Source organism: Marivirga atlantica (assembly GCF_016734805.1).
Classification (GTDB): Bacteria; Bacteroidota; Bacteroidia; order Cytophagales; family Cyclobacteriaceae; genus Marivirga; species Marivirga atlantica.
The window spans coordinates 498,544-514,455 of record NZ_JAERQG010000002.1 but is presented as its reverse complement, the minus strand read 5'-3'; the positions used below and the strand labels follow the sequence as shown (position 1 = coordinate 514,455).

At 36.6% G+C, this 15,912-nt stretch carries 9 protein-coding genes; 4 read left to right on the top strand and 5 right to left on the bottom strand.

From position 1 onward, the window contains the following. Positions 1-2: 2 nt before the first annotated feature. The 5 genes from JKP34_RS09605 to JKP34_RS09585 all read right to left on the bottom strand — a co-directional run bounded on the left by JKP34_RS09605 (position 3) and on the right by JKP34_RS09585 (position 9,394). Positions 3-2,432, bottom strand: coding sequence for a glycoside hydrolase family 2 TIM barrel-domain containing protein (locus tag JKP34_RS09605; RefSeq protein ID WP_201920267.1), 2,430 nt, complete (start codon positions 2,430-2,432; stop codon positions 3-5). Between the two features lie 6 nt (positions 2,433-2,438). Next, positions 2,439-3,590, bottom strand: coding sequence for a glycoside hydrolase family 53 protein (locus tag JKP34_RS09600; protein ID WP_201920264.1), 1,152 nt, complete (start codon positions 3,588-3,590; stop codon positions 2,439-2,441). Positions 3,591-3,654: 64 nt separating this feature from the next. Next, a complete protein-coding gene (locus JKP34_RS09595) occupies positions 3,655-4,806 on the bottom strand; it encodes a SusF/SusE family outer membrane protein (RefSeq protein ID WP_201920261.1) in 1,152 nt (383 codons plus the stop codon). Between the two features lie 26 nt (positions 4,807-4,832). Next, positions 4,833-6,434, bottom strand: a complete 1,602-nt coding sequence (locus JKP34_RS09590; RefSeq protein WP_201920258.1) for a RagB/SusD family nutrient uptake outer membrane protein — start codon at positions 6,432-6,434, stop codon at positions 4,833-4,835. A gap of 11 nt (positions 6,435-6,445) precedes the next feature. Next, positions 6,446-9,394 (bottom strand): SusC/RagA family TonB-linked outer membrane protein, encoded by a 2,949-nt coding sequence (locus JKP34_RS09585; protein WP_201920255.1) that lies wholly within the window; start codon positions 9,392-9,394, stop codon positions 6,446-6,448. A gap of 266 nt (positions 9,395-9,660) precedes the next feature. On the opposite strand from JKP34_RS09585, the gene JKP34_RS09580 reads away from it, so the two are divergent. From JKP34_RS09580 to JKP34_RS09565, 4 genes are all read left to right on the top strand, one after another. Beyond that, positions 9,661-12,222, top strand: coding sequence for a glycoside hydrolase 5 family protein (locus JKP34_RS09580; protein ID WP_201920251.1), 2,562 nt, complete (start codon positions 9,661-9,663; stop codon positions 12,220-12,222). 131 nt (positions 12,223-12,353) lie between these two features. Beyond that, on the top strand, positions 12,354-12,836 hold the full coding sequence (locus tag JKP34_RS09575) for a DUF4293 domain-containing protein (protein ID WP_201920248.1): 483 nt from the start codon (positions 12,354-12,356) through the stop codon (positions 12,834-12,836). A gap of 228 nt (positions 12,837-13,064) precedes the next feature. Continuing rightward, positions 13,065-14,951: a molecular chaperone HtpG gene (htpG, locus tag JKP34_RS09570; protein WP_201920245.1), complete on the top strand. Its 1,887-nt coding sequence runs from the start codon at positions 13,065-13,067 to the stop codon at positions 14,949-14,951. Positions 14,952-15,027: 76 nt separating this feature from the next. Further along, a complete protein-coding gene (locus tag JKP34_RS09565; RefSeq protein ID WP_201920241.1) occupies positions 15,028-15,909 on the top strand; it encodes a toxin-antitoxin system YwqK family antitoxin in 882 nt (293 codons plus the stop codon). Positions 15,910-15,912: the final 3 nt, after the last annotated feature.

The following is a 15,912-nucleotide window of genomic DNA, read 5'->3' as shown; positions in this document are numbered from 1 at the left end:
AATTACTCTATTTGGATAGTCACTGAATCTAGTTTAAGCCCTTCTGCTGAGGCAGTTAATTTAGCCTTACCGCTTTTATATCTTGATTTAATGATAACTACCGCCTTACCATAAAACAGATCCACATAATTTGCTTGAAAAGGTTCAAATGATTGTGGATTTCCATTTCCAACACCTGCAATTTCAGCATTGCCTGTCAGTTTAAGTTTCACTCTATTCATAGCTAGAGGATGGGTATTACCGTTTTCATCTAAGCCTTCAACTGTAACATAAGCTAAATCTAAACCATCTGCTGTTATAGTCTTTCTGTCAACAGTCAACTTTAATTGGCTGACCTCTTTAGTTGTTGAAAGGGTTTCTTCCCCTATTTTGACACCATTTTTATAGGCAATCACTTTTAATGTGCCAGGCTCATAAGTAACATTCTTCCACATTAACCTAAACCGCTCAGTGGAATTCTCAGACATTGGGTTTTTAGCTCGTTTACCCAAAGATTTATCGTTAAGGAACAACTCTGCTTCATCTCCATTTGTGTAAACAAATACAGGTACATTTTTACCTACTCTCTCAGGCCAGTTCCAATGTGGTAGAATATGAATTGTATTAACATTCGGAACCCAATAACTTTTATACAAGTAAAATCTATCCTTTGGTAAACCGACTAAATCAACCGCTCCAAAATAAGAACTACGAGATGCCTCTTTATCTGTCATGCCCATTTCTTTAACTGATTGATTATCATAAGGTGTGGGCTCACCAAGATAGTCGAAACCAGTCCACACAAATTCACCTGCTATGTAAGCTTCATCTTGCTGCCACATAAAATCGTCATCGGCAATTTCGGCCCACCACGGGGCATTTAAGTCGTAACTACTGACCTGCAGAGACTTTGTGAAATCGGTTTTTTTATCAGGTAGAGGAAATTCATAAAAACCTCTGGTACTAAGTGTAGAAGCTGATTCGCTAATAACTACAGACATGTCAGGCTCTAATTTACGGGCTATTCTATAGCGCTGACCATAATTCCAGCTATGCACATCATAATATCTAAAATGGCGTAATTTGGCACTTTCCATTTGGTCGTTAACCAGTGTTACCGGCCTGAAAGGATCATACTTTTTTACATAATTCACCATAGTATGTAAGCGATCAAAGCCATTATTAATATTCCATTGAACATCTCCTATCTCATTACCCACGCTCCATAAAAATACCGATGGATGGTTTCTGTCACGCATGACAAAATTCCGAATATTTCGATGGGCAAAATTCTCAAAGTTGGTTGTGTCAAGAATATCGGCTTTAGCATCATACTTATCAAAAACCTCATTAAAGAACAGCAGGCCCATTTTATCACACATTTCCAGTAATTCAGGTGCAGCCACATTATGGCTATTCCTAATTGCATTCACACCCATATCTTTCATGATCTGAAGCTGTCTTTCCATTGCACGAGGGTAAAACGCGGCACCTAATGGTCCGTGCCCATGATGTAAATTAACACCTTTGAGTTGTACTCTTTTATCGTTCAGGTAAAAGCCATCATCAGCAGTAAACCGTATCGATCTAATCCCAAAGGATGTATTTAATTCATCAGACACCTCTCCATTCACATAAACTGTACTTTTAGCTGAATACAAAGTAGGACTTTCAATACTCCACAAGGACGGGGCATGAACTGCAAGTGTTCTTTCAAATTTCTTTGCAGTATTGGCCGCGAGCTCATAAGAAATTGTATCCTCCGATAGCTTGTTATTATTCGGGCTGTAAACAGATTGAATTACCGTAACCTTTTGATCACTATTTGAGCTGTTCTTAACAGATGAACTAATAGTTACTTCAGCATAGTGTGGTTTAATAATAGGTGTATGCACATGATTACCCCATATTTCTACATACACAGGATTTGTCACTAATAATCGAACTTTTCTGTAAATACCTGCACCAGGGTACCAACGACTATCGTGCTGTCTGGTATCAGCCTTTACAGCTAAGAGGTTACTACCATCTACATTCAAAAAATCTGTTATGTCAAAGTAGAAGGAGTTATAACCATAATCCCATTTACCAACCAATTGCCCATTGATATATACTTCAGGAAATGCCATTACGCCATCAAAAATGATATGGACTCTTTTTCCTTTGGCTTCTTCTACAATATTAAACTCCTTCCTGTACCAACCTATACCCTTCCAAGGTAATTTTGCGGTACTTCCGTTACCTTCCAGTTCAAATGGACCCGAGATAGCCCAGTCATGAGGAATGTCAACTTCTTCCCAAGCTGAATCATCAAATTCAGGTAACGCTGCAGATGCAGTCTCGCCAAGTTTAAATTTCCAGTCTCTTTGCAGGTTGATGTAATCTCGTTCTTGTGCCACCAAATTGTATGAGAGTGATACACAAAAAAACAGAAATATAATTTGCTTGATCATAGGGCTTTAATCATTTTGGCTATTATAAAAATCCAGGGCAATTGTAGCTTGGTTATTATGATCAAACATGGTGGCATTATCCCAGTGTGAGCCTTGTCCCCATTGCGTACTGCAGGTTGTTGATACCCAGGCAGGCTCCCAATATATAAGGCCTGAACCTCCACCAGCTTGGATTTTCTCGCTTAGCGTATTTAAATACTCCAACTGACCTTCAGGGCTAGCGGGAATGCCTTGCACAAGTGCATCATTATTAAGAATGTTGTTTGCAGCATCAGCATTTTCAAAAGTGAAGGGATAAGCTGTTTCTACAACCATAAGCTTTTTATTGTAAGTATCAACCAGAGTTTTGATTGGTTCATTAACATTTTCCAACTCATATTCAGACCAGATAGGATAATATGACAATCCAATCCAATCAAAATCTGTGACTCCATTCGCTGTAGCTTGTTCAAACCACCATAAGGCATTCTCAGGTTGAGCGATGTGTAACATGAGCTGTATGTCAGCATCTGCTTCATTGGAAACTTTTCTTACAGCTTGAATTCCTTTATTAATTAGAAATGCATTTCTTTCCCAGTCTATCGGCCATTCAAGTTCCTCTTCCTGAAGAATCATGGGATTGATTTCATTACCAACTTGAACAAAATCAGGTAATAATTGACTTGATTTTAAATCATTTAAGGTTTGATAGGTATAATCATACAACAGTTCACCGAGCTTCTGAGTATCGTTAATATGAGGCCTCCACTCAGCCGGTATTAATTGCCGACTTGGGTCCGCCCAGGTATCCGAATAATGGAAGTCGAGCATTATTTTCATGTTTAATTCTTTCGCTCTTCTTATAGATTTTTTAACATCTTGAAGAGTCGAATAATCTGTCCAATCCGGATCATACCATAACCTAAGCCTTACTAACCCTGTACCTGCATCAGCAAATATTTTGTATGGATCTTCCTCAACTCCTTCCCTATTTTTATAGATAGCGCCACAATCTTCCATCTCATTGACATAAGAAAGATCAGCACCTAAATAGAAACTATCATCCAATATCAGCTCTTCCTCATTCTCACGAGGACCTGTTTGGATATCATCATCTTCAGATGAACAAGCACATGAAAATAAACCTATAAAGAAAAGTGAATAAAATATATTTTTCATAATAACATTCTTTTAAAAAGAAAGGGCCGTTTCCAGCCCTTTCAACCCACACAATCTAAATGAATTATTCTAGTTCAATTGTTTTATTTACTTCGTCAAGTCTGAAGGTATAAGTTCCTGCAGCACCTGTGAATGAGAAATTGGAATCTCCATCTTCAGCATTAGTCAAATCAGAATTAATGGTGTAGCCTTCATCATTATAATAAGGATAATTTCTACCTGAATCCCAGTTACCCTCTTCTGTAAAAACTCTGAAGGCACCTGTTCCACTTAAAGTCACCGATCCACTATAAATATAGGGAGCTTCCTGAACTAATTCTACAGGGTTATCCCAGTTCCAGCCAGCCTGAGTACCATCACCTACAAGAAAATAAGATCCACTAGCATCTGTAAGTGTAATGGTTTTATTTCCTTCATCAATTATTAATTCATAAATACCAGGGGTTCCTACAAAACGGAAGTTATTATCTGCATCATCGGCATTCAATTCAAAATTTTCATCAATTGTATAGCCTTGATCAACAAAATACTGATAATTCAAACCCGAATCCCAATCGCCTTCATTTTCGAAAAACCTAAAGATATCATTTACTAACTCTACTCTTACTGAGTAAACGTTATTTTCGCAGGTAAGCTCAATTGGTGAATTCCAATTCCATCCTGCTGCCGGAACACCATCACCAACTGCCCATAATGAAGGACACGCACCATCATTAACCTTCTCAATTACCTCTATTTCCAGGCTTGCAGTATTTGTCCACTTCTCATTTTCAGTTGTTCCTTGTGTACCTACAAAACCTCTAGCTCTAAAATAAACTGTGCCTGTATTGTTTGGCTCATCATTAACTGTAGTGGTAGGATCATCATCTAAACCAAGAGAATCTGCAAAAACCAACATTTGGGCCACGGTAACGGCTGCATTGTTGTTAGCTGTAGTAGCCACATTTACGCTTGCCGACATATCTTCATTCACGGAAGCGTATAATTCGTAAGTCAGGTTAGTAGCAACTCCTAAATCAAGTTCGTTCCATACAAAACGTTCTGCTACATTATCTTCTGTTTGATCACTCAAATAATAGGTAGATTGAAAATCGTTCTGAAACATTAAAGAATCAGCGTTTATATCAACCATAAACTCGGGACTTATATTCTCATCCTCACAGGCTGAAAACGTTATGAATGCCCCAATAAATAAAACGTATATTAACTTTTTCATTTTTCTGAATTTTAATTTCCTTTTTATTAATACCCTTCGTTTTGGGTTAAATTTTGATTTGCTCCTAAACTTTGAGTTGGTATAGGGTACAACCCTCTATAATTATCAATGGCAGCCCCATCAGGTGAATTACCCTTCCATGCCCAATTATACCTGGCTCCTGTAAAGCTTTCAAATCGAATTAAGTCTTGTCTTCTGTGTGCTTCCCAGTAGAGCTCTACTAAGCGCTCATCAAGGATAAGATCAAGTGTTAAGTCAGCAGTTGTGATGAGTTCAGGATTGTTGGCTCTGGCTCTTAATGCATTTATTAAACTCGCTGCTTCTGCTGCAGTACCCCCTCCACCTCTAAGATGTGCTTCAGCATACATCAGATAAACATCTGCCAGTCTGAACATTGGGAAATCTATGTCAGCAAACTCCTGATTCTTTCCAGCTGTATTATCTGGATCGGTGGATGGAACATTTGACCACTTTTGAATGACATAACCAGCGTCATCATCTGAAATAGTTGAAACCTCTATGTTTCTTTCCGCGGTGAGGAGTGTATTTCTGTCGTCTGTACTATATGGTCCGTTGATAAACGTTTCAGAAAATTGTTGAGTGACCCTCAAAGCGCCTCCCCAACCACCAGAACTTACACCAAATTGAGCTCCGTTTGACTCTATTGCACCTATCTGCCCGTTAACAGCAACCGTTGTTGGCCCATAGTTTTGCACTACAGTTCCATCAGAAATAATCGGGAAAATGATTTCTTGTCGGCCGCTATTGGTATTATTGTCCGCTCTGAACAGATCAAGATAATTAGGACTTAAATCATATACTGAATTTATTATCTGTTCGCAATAGTTCACGCATTCAGTATATTTATCCTCTCCAATAAAAACTTCAGCATTTAAGTATAGCTTAGCCAGTAACATCCAGGCTGCCGCTTTATCAATACGTCCATATTCATTTTGTAAAGGATCGAGTAACTCTTCCTCTATAGCTACTAGTTCAGATTCAATAAATTCAAATAACTGAGTTCTTGAATATTCAGGAGATTGATAAGCACCTACAGGATCTGTCTCCAAAATGAAAGGAGACTTTCCAAAAAGGTCCATCATATGATAGTAGGAAAGTGCTCGCAAAAATCGGGCTTCAGCACGATACACCTGAATGTCGGCTACTACATCAGAAGCGACTCCCCTTTCACTGAGAACCGAAGCTTCTGTTTGTCTCAAATACTCATTTGCAAAAGCAACTGAAAGCATTACCCTCCCAAAAACACCTCTGATCACAACATTATCTGCTGCCCATGTTGTTCGATTAAGTTCTCTCAAACCAGGGTCATTTTCCCATTTCCAAATCGCTTCATCTGAAACAAGTGTTTGTAAGTTCCATAGGCCACGTCCGTATTGACTAGTTCCAGCATCAAGACCTGCAATAAAAGAGCTGCCGGGCCCATCGGTACCGGTTATGCTAAGGTTAGCATAAACAGAAGCTAAACCTTCTTTATAGGATTCAGGACTATCATAAAAATCTTCATCTAAAAATAGGTTAGGATCCTCCGGTTCCACATTCAAATCGTTGAAACAGGCTGATAAAAAGATGCCTATAAAGAGTAATATTATATAATTAAGAGTCTTCATATTTCGAAATTTTAAAATCTAATGTTTGCTCCCAGGAAATAGGTTCTCGCTCTTGGATATATTGTGTTATCTATCCCTCCAAATACTTCAGGGTCTAGTCCTGAATAATTTGTAATGGTAAATACATTTTGAACACCAGCTGATACTCTTAAACTACTATTTTTCACAAGTAAATTCTCAAAAGTATAACCTAACGTAATGTTATCCATTCTTAAGAAAGAAGCGTCTTCTATGTAATAGTCTGAGAGTATCACATCCTCAGTTTGAACAAAACCTGTATTTTGAACAGAAGTAGGAATGTTAGAAAGATTAGAATTCAACGTAATTAAGTCATACTGAGCTCTTGCTGAATTGACATTGTTGTACATATAGTTCCCTGTATTAGCCCTGATATTAAAGGTGAAGTCTAGTGGTCCGTAGCTCATATTTGATAGGAAACCAAAATTCCATTTAGGTGTAGCGTTATGATAAATATACTTATCATCATTGTTGATAATATTATCACCATTTAAATCAGCATATGCACCCTCAATTGGATCACCGTTTGTATCGTATAGCTGCTTATAAACGTAAAAACTATAAGGATCATAACCAGGACGGTATATCTGAACAGTACCACCTGTACCACCCCCAATACCACCTACGAAAGCATCTTGATCAAAAGCTAATCTGGTAATTTCAGTATTTAATGTTGTTGCGTTTAGATTAAAATCCCAGTTAAAACCTTCACTATTACTGAACACAACTGTATTAATTGCTAATTCTAAGCCCTTTACGGTGAAGTCACCTAGATTCTGAATACCTGCATTACTAAAATTTGAGCCTTCGGCAATAGTAGCATTATAAAAAAGGTCCTGGGTTTCCTTTATAAAATAATCTACGGTCCCTGTAAATCTTTCATTAAACAATCCATAGTCAAGTCCGATATTATAACTTGTGGTTTCTTCCCATTTCAAATTAGAATTCCTGAAAGCCGGCACTCCAATGGTATAAGCCTGATTGCCAAACTGATATTGTGAACTTGGTAGTGACGTTCTGTAAATAGGTAGATAAACCTCCTCGTCACCAGGTATCTGCTGCTGACCGGTAACACCATAGCCTAGTCTTAACTTCAACGAGCTTATTTGATTAACTTCTTTCAAGAATTCCTCCTTAATTTGCCAGGCAAATGCTGCTGCAGGAAAGAAACCCCATCGGTATTCATCTAAAAATCGCGATGAAGCATCATTTCTAAAAGAAAGCGTTAATAAATATTTACCATCATATGAGAAATTAGCTCTCCCAAATAAACCAATCAATACAACATCTGTAGGGATAGTAGTTACTGGCTCAGTATCTTCAGTGTCTAATAATTTCTCACCAGAAGTATAATTCTCCAACTCAAAAATCTGATATGAATAACCAGCTGTTGCATCAACATTTAAATTACCAAAGCCTTCTTTATAATTGAGGTAAAAATCAAATAGTCTATTTTCTCTTATATTATAATAATCGCTCTCAGAACCAATAATAGAACCATCATTTTGAGCTAACGGATTCTGGTTTGAGACCTTAATAGAACCTTCTCCACGTTGATAATCTATTCCTGTATTAATAGTTGCTGATAAACTTGGAAAGAAGGGCATGGTATAATCAAGCTTTAGGTTTCCATAGAATCTATTAACATCTGAAACATCTCTCCTTTGAAGCAATTCAGCAACAGGATTAAAAGGCGCCAAGCTTAAAAAATCGCTTTCATTTAACTCATCGTCATTAGGATCATAAGTATCAGAGAGATATTGGAAAAACCCTCCAAATGGGGAATTAGGATCATATACAGGTTGAGTTGGATCATAAATTAATGCATTACCCTCTTGTCCACTAGCAAATCTATTTTGCTCGTTCGCGTAATTAGCATTTAAATTCACTTTTAAATTATCATTCAGTAAAGATGGTGTCATATTAAGATTAACCGTATTCCGCTCGAAGCGAGATGTTAACCGAATACCCTCTTGGTCTGATCGACCCACTGAGATTCTTGCCGGCAAAAAATCAAAGAATGTTCCTTGTACGGAAGCATTGGCGTTGTACATATAAGCCTGTCTATATATCTCATCTTGCCAATCTGTATTGGCGCCTCCTAAGTCCTCAACTCTATCCGGCAATCTTTCTTCAATTAAAGAGCGGAATTCTTCAGCTGAAAAAACATCTATTTTATTGGGTAATTCGCTCATACCCCCTTGTAAGTCAAGAGATACCTTTAAGTCGTCAGTTCCCTGTTTAGTTGTAATCATTATCACACCATTAGCTGCCCTAGAGCCATATATAGCTGTTGCTGAGGCATCCTTTAAAATGGTAAATGATTCAATGTCATTAGGGTTTATAGTACTTAGTACTGACCTACTGCCACCAACAGAATTCTCATCGATAGGCAAACCATTGATAACAATTAAGGGATTGTTAGATGCTGATAGAGATGAGCCTCCTCTAATTCTAATAGTTGATCCCGAACCTGGAGCACCTCCAGTACTTACATTAACACCTGCTACCCTTCCTGATAGAAGGTTTTCAGGTGTAACGATATTACCTTTATTAAAGTCAGATTCATCAATAGCAGTTAATGAACCGGTTGCATCTTTGGTAGTAGTTGTACCGTATCCGATTACTACCACCTCACCTAGCTGGGTTATATCAGTTTGCATTTGTACATCTATGGTACTCCTACCATTAACAGGAATTTCAATCGTTTGCATACCGATAAAACTAAAAATCAAAATAGCATCACTATCAGAAATAGCTATTTTGAAATTACCATCTAAATCAGTTACAACTCCATTGCCTGTACCTTTTTCTCTTACTGTAACACTAGGGAGTCCCTCTCCTGCTTCAGCATCAGTAACCTTTCCGCTCACCACCAATTTTTGAGCACTAAGTTGAAAGCTTACAGCAAGCATCAAGCATATCGTAAAAATTTTCCTCATAGTTTATTATTTTAATTACTAATTGACATGGCTTTCTAATCAATTATCACACTCAGATCTTGCATGATTTTCAACCAAACAATGGAGAGATGACCACATCTTATTACCATAATTAGCTTGAATATAATAAATGTATTTTATACGTTTATAAAAATAAACGTTTTTTTTACGTTATTTAAAAAATAAATTAATGAGGGCTTCATAAGTCTGTGAATTTCGAACCTATTTAAGGTTGCAGAGAACAACTATTTCTTAAACATATAATCATGCGATACATCTTAATATCCCTATTATTCATTCATTTTAATTCACTTGCCCAGGAAAGAGCTAGTACTTATGTAGATAACCAAGGAGTTATTAGATGGAGTAATTCTGAGGAGGAGGTTAAAGGTTTTGGAATTAACTATACCGTCCCTTTTGCCCATGCCTATCGAACTGCTGAAAAATTAGGAATCAACCAAAAAGAAGCTATTGAAAAGGACATTTACCATTTCAAAAGGCTTGGTTTTAATCTCTACCGTATACACGTTTGGGACACAGAAATAAGTGATACACTTGGCAACCTTATTAACAATGAACACCTAGATCATTTTGACTACCTCCTACACAAGCTCAAGCAGAATAACATAAATTATGTTATAACACCAATAGCTTTTTGGGGCAATGGTTGGCCGGAACCTGATCAGAACACCTCAGGGTTTTCTAATAAATACGGAAAAGGAGATTGCCTTACTGATCCAAAATGCATAAGTGCCCAGCAAAATTATCTTACCCAATTCATGAATCATGTGAACAGCTATAATGGCATTTCCTACAAAGAAGATCCCAATTTGATTGCTATTGAAGTGAGCAATGAGCCCCACCATAGAGGCGAAGCTCAAGAGGTAACAAAATTTGTAAAAGGAATGGTACAAGCCATTAAAAAGTCAGGATGTGAGAAACCTATATTTTACAATATGAGTCATGCTGTACATTTTGCCGATAATTACCTTGATGGTGGCATTGATGGCGGTACCTTTCAGTGGTATCCAACAGGTTTAGGCTATGGCAAAGAGCTTACAGGAAACTTACTTCCTAATGTGAATGACTACAAAATTCCATTTGATTCATCTTTTAAATCATATGGAGCAGCAAAATTAGTTTATGAATTTGACGCAGCTGATGTAGGCCGATCATACATATATCCAGCAATGGCCAGAAGCTTCCGATCGGCTGGCATCCAAATAGCCACTCATTTTGCATACGATCCAACTTTTATGGCTCGCTACAATACTGAATACAATACACATTATATGAATTTAGCCTATACTCCTTCAAAAGCACTAGGTTTAATGATTGCAGCTAAAGTTTTTGAAGAGGTGCCTATGTATAAATCTTTCGGTTCCTATCCTGATAATAAGACTTTTCAAAACTTTCAGGTAAATTATCAAAATGATTTAGCTGTCTATAATTCTGAAAGCACTTTTATATATACGAATAACAATGATATTTTGCCAAAGAGTATAAAAAGCTTAAATGAAATAGCAGGCTTTGGCAACTCAAGCATTATTGAATACAAAGGGAAAGGCGCATACTTTCTAGATAAACTTGATAAAAATAGCTGGAGATTAGAATTAATGCCAGATGCTGTTTGGGTTAACAATCCATTTGGTAGAAATAGCCTCAGCAAAACTATTGGCGTAATCAATTCAGTGAAGCACGATTTAAAAATAATCCTTCCCAATTTAGGAAATGATTATTTTGTTCAAGGCATCAATAAAAACAATACATACCAAACTCAAGCTAAAGAAGGAGTCATTCAAATTTCTCCAGGCACGTATATCCTATCATCTGCAAAGGATACGAAAATACAAACTGGTACTCCATTTAAAGGAGGCTACATAAGCAGTTTTATTGCCCCTAAGGATAATGTTGACAAAGTATACTTTAGCCATAAGCCTTATGAAGAAGTAATTATTGGAGACTCAATAAAAGTTGAAGTTCAGTACATTGCTCCCGACAAGCCTGACTCCATTTATGTTTCTTATTTTAAGGGATGGAGACCTCAAGCCATAACACTAACTGAAACTACACCATACATATATACAGGATATATTCCTGTTGAGTTAGATCATGCAGGCTTTCTTAATTATTATGTAATAGCCACGCAAAATGGTAAGCATATAACCTATCCTGCTCAAAAAGAAGGACTCCCCTTTCAGTGGGATTTCTATGAAAGAGCAACTTATAATGTAAAAGTAATTCCTAAACACTTTCCATTGCATTTATTCAATGCTAAAGATGATACAAACGATTTAGTGAGACAATGGAGAAAAGGCTTTCAGCTGGTTCCAACTACTGAAGAAAATGAATACGAGGCTCAAATGTATATTGAGAAACTCTTTATAATAGATAATGAAAACCTGAATGCCGAACCTATATATGATTATACCTTCAAGCATTTCATTAAAGACAATATAGATAGTAGAGAAGACAACTTAGCACATTTTACAAGAATCAACATTAAAGCTAGGTCATTAACCAATACCCCCTTAAAGTTGCAAGTAGCATTGGTCATGGATAATGGAATATCATTTGGTGGTTTGGTTGAAATCGCAGATAAAACTGATATTTACAGCATAGAGCTTAGCAGCTTGAAGCTAGTAAAGACAGTAACACTACCAAGACCCTACCCTAGTTTTTTACCATACTATTTTGATCATGAATTAAGTGATTCATTCGATATAAACAGGGTTGAAAGCATTCAATTTTCAATTGGTCCTGGCTTAAATGATGAAGAGCAAAAGCAAGCTCATGGTTTAGGCTTAATAGCAGTAGATTTAAAATAATTTTCAAATTGCATAATTTGCTTAATCATTTTAACATTACAGAGGTATTGTCCATTTGAAACTTTATAATAAGACTCTAATTTCATTAAAACTCAGTTTTATAATTATCTTTGCCGCTAAACCAAAAAGCAATGATTCAAAGAATACAAAGCATTTTTTTATTAGTTGTAGGCCTCTGTCTTATCATCTTTCTTTTTGCACCTATCTGGGAGAAACAAGATGTTAATTCTGGACAGTCTTATTCCCAAACAGCTTTCTATGTTGAAAAAGTAGCGAACATAGAGTCAGAAATTCAATACGTTTTTGTTCCATATTTTATTCCGGGTGCGTTAGCCTTAATAGCAGCTTGCCTGGCTCTTTTCTCTATAGGAATGTACAAAAAGAGAAATCGACAGATTATGATTTCAAGTGTTAATTCATTGCTGATGGGTACTACCTTAATTCTTTCAGCCTGGTGGGCCTCAAAAGCAGAGTCGAGTATACTGGCCGGTGCCGATAGTGGTTATCAATACGGATTATTTTTACCGGCCATCGCCTTAATATTCAACTCCTTGGCAATACGCTTTATAAGAAAAGATGAGAAATTGGTACGATCAATGGATAGATTACGATAAGCTAATTATAAAGAATCATATACCTAAAAAGGGTTGAATGGCTATTCAACCCTTTTTTTGTTCCTTAATCTCTGGCAGATATAGGCTGCAAACTTTACAGACTGATTTGTCAATATGTGCTAATTGCTGTCAGCCTGACAGAAAATTACCATTAATCAAGACAGTTTGAGAAATGGAATAGGCTTTGATATATGGCAGGCAGACTTAAAATTAAACTGAAAATATATTATGCAAGAGAAAGGTACCATTTCAATACATTCGGAAAATATATTCCCGATTATTAAGAAATTCCTTTATTCAGATCATGAGGTTTTTCTTAGAGAATTAGTTTCTAATGCTGTTGATGCCACTCAAAAAATCAAAAGCTTATCAGCATTAGGTGAATACAAAGGTGATTTAGGTAATACCAACATCGAAATCAAAATCAACAAAAAGAAGAAAACTCTTCATGTGATCGACCGAGGTATTGGGATGACCGCTGAAGAGATCAAAAAATACATTAACCAAATCGCCTTCTCTGGTGCTACTGAGTTTGTAGAGAAGTATAAAGAGAAAGGTGAAGGAGCTGGTATTATAGGTCATTTTGGTTTAGGCTTCTACTCAGCTTTCATGGTGGCTGATAAAGTGGAAATTAAATCTCTCTCGAGGGAAGAAGGTGCCAATCCTGCACATTGGATTTGCGATGGAAGTACTGAATTTGAAATTAACGAGGGTGAAAAGAAAGAAAGAGGTTCTGAAGTAATCCTACACATCAATAAGGATTCTGAAGAATTTTTAGAAGAAGCCAGAGTTAGAGAAATTCTTAATAAGTATTGTAAATTCTTACCAGTACCAATTGTTTTTGGTGAGAAAGAAGAAACCATTAAGGAAGGTGAAGGCGATGATGCTAAGGAAAAAACTATCAAGAAGCCAGATGTAATTAATAACCCTGAGCCACTTTGGACCAAATCTCCGGCAGATTTAAAAGATGAAGATTATAAAGAATTCTATAAAGAACTTTATCCATTCAGCGAAGAGCCTTTATTCTGGATACACCTAAATGTGGATTACCCTTTTAATCTGACAGGTATCCTTTACTTCCCTAAAATCAAGAATGAGTTAGAGATTCAGAAAAATAAGATACAGCTTTATTCTCGTCAGGTATTTATTACTGATGAAGTGAAGGATGTAGTTCCTGAATTCCTGATGCTTTTACATGGTGTTATTGATTCACCTGATATTCCTCTAAACGTATCGAGAAGTTACTTGCAAGCTGATAGTAATGTGAAGAAAATCAACAACCACATTACTAAAAAAGTAGCTGACAAACTTTCTGACTTATTTAAAAAGGACAGGAAAGGCTTCGAAGAGAAATGGGACAGCATCGGCTTATTCATCAAATATGGCATGATGAGCGATGATAAATTCTATGACAAAGCTCAAAAATTCTGCTTACTAAAGAGTATAAATGAAGATAAGTACTTCACTATTGATGAATACAAAGAGCAGGTAAAAACCAATCAGACTGATAAGGATGATAATGTAAACATCATTTACGCGACCAATCCTGATAAGCAAGATGCATTTATCACATCAGCTGAGAAAAAAGGTTATGATGTAGTTTTATTGGATAGCCCTATAGATAGCCACTTCATTAATATGTTGGAACAAAAGCTTGAGAAAACCAGCATGAAGCGTGTAGATGCTGATATTGTTGACAAGCTTATCGATAAAGATGAAAAAGCTGAATTAGTTTTATCTGACGAAGAAAAGGAAAAGTTAAAAGGTATTTTTGAGAGTGCTGCTGACAATCAGTCAATGAATGTGACTATTGAAGCATTATCACCTGATGAATTACCTGTAACCATAACGCTTCCTGAGTTTATGAGAAGAATGAAGGATATGGCGCAAACAGGCGGTGGCGGTATGCCCTTTATGGGTACTATGCCTGATCAGTTTAATATGACGGTAAACGGTAATCACTCCGTAGCCAGTAAAATCTTAAAAGAAACTGATGAAAACAAACAGAAGGCAATGGCAAAGCAAGCTTATGACTTAGCGCTATTGTCGCAAAATATGTTAAATGGTAAAGATTTAACCTCATTCATCAGCAGAAGTGTTGATATGATGAAATAACATTTATAAGATCAATTCTTTAATTTTGAACAGCCTGAAGATTTCAATATCTTCGGGCTGTTTTCGTTTCTGAACCATGCGCAAATTAATACTATTTCTTTTCTGCTTTACAGGATTACTCTTTTATGGCTTTACTCAAGAGAATAAACCGGCTGACACAACCAAAACAGCTAGCGACAGTGTAAGAACAACCTTCCAGTTCTTAGATGGTGCTCCTGTAAATATCGACCTTGAAACTCCCGAAGAGGAAGAAGAGGAAGATGACAAGGATAAGAAAGAGAAAAAACCAAAAAGGAACTTCTATTATGGCAAGAAAACCAGAAAAGGCTTTAGCATTTCAGGAATTGGAGGTGGAACAAGGGAATTATTTAATACACTTAAAAAAGAGTGGGCTAAACCTGATCCTTTTGTAAGAGATTTTTATTGGTACGATTACCGCAGAAAAGCCATCAGAAATAATAGAAATCCTGACAAGAAATTCTCAGCTATTTTACATGGCCCTTACGAAAAAATAGTTGATGATGTAGTGGTTGAATCTGGCATGTATTGGAACGGCCTAAAACATGGCCGATGGATGCGACATGATAAAAATGGAATTCTACTTAATAAGCAGGTTTACTTTAAAGGATGGCCTATCGAATCTGAAATCATCTATTATGATGCCGAGCGAACTAAAGTAAAAGAAGTTACCCCTATTGAGTATGGAGAGAAAGAAGGTACTTACTTATTCTTTCATGAAAATGGAGAAATAGCAGTGCAAGGTGAATACAGGTTTGACAATAAGGTAGGTCTTTGGGTTGAATATTACGATAATCGTAGAAGAAGAAAGAAAACTATTGAATACGGCAACGATCCATTCGCTAAAGATTTCAGGCCTTACATAAAACAGGAATGGAATGCCGGTGGTAAGCTGGTGTATGACAGAAGTCGTTGGGAAAGAAAATTTTCTTCTAATTAAAAT

Bases quoted from the DNA above. Each gene is read 5' to 3' on its own strand.
- JKP34_RS09590 (WP_201920258.1), bottom strand. From the start codon at position 6,434: ATGAAGACTCTTAATTATATAATATTACTCTTTATAGGCATCTTTTTA.
- JKP34_RS09565 (WP_201920241.1), top strand. From the start codon at position 15,028: ATGCGCAAATTAATACTATTTCTTTTCTGCTTTACAGGATTACTCTTT.
- JKP34_RS09585 (WP_201920255.1), bottom strand. From the start codon at position 9,394: ATGAGGAAAATTTTTACGATATGCTTGATGCTTGCTGTAAGCTTTCAA.
- JKP34_RS09575 (WP_201920248.1), top strand. From the start codon at position 12,354: ATGATTCAAAGAATACAAAGCATTTTTTTATTAGTTGTAGGCCTCTGT.
- JKP34_RS09595 (WP_201920261.1), bottom strand. From the start codon at position 4,806: ATGAAAAAGTTAATATACGTTTTATTTATTGGGGCATTCATAACGTTT.
- JKP34_RS09580 (WP_201920251.1), top strand. From the start codon at position 9,661: ATGCGATACATCTTAATATCCCTATTATTCATTCATTTTAATTCACTT.
- JKP34_RS09600 (WP_201920264.1), bottom strand. From the start codon at position 3,590: ATGAAAAATATATTTTATTCACTTTTCTTTATAGGTTTATTTTCATGT.
- htpG (WP_201920245.1), top strand. From the start codon at position 13,065: ATGCAAGAGAAAGGTACCATTTCAATACATTCGGAAAATATATTCCCG.
- JKP34_RS09605 (WP_201920267.1), bottom strand. From the start codon at position 2,432: ATGATCAAGCAAATTATATTTCTGTTTTTTTGTGTATCACTCTCATAC.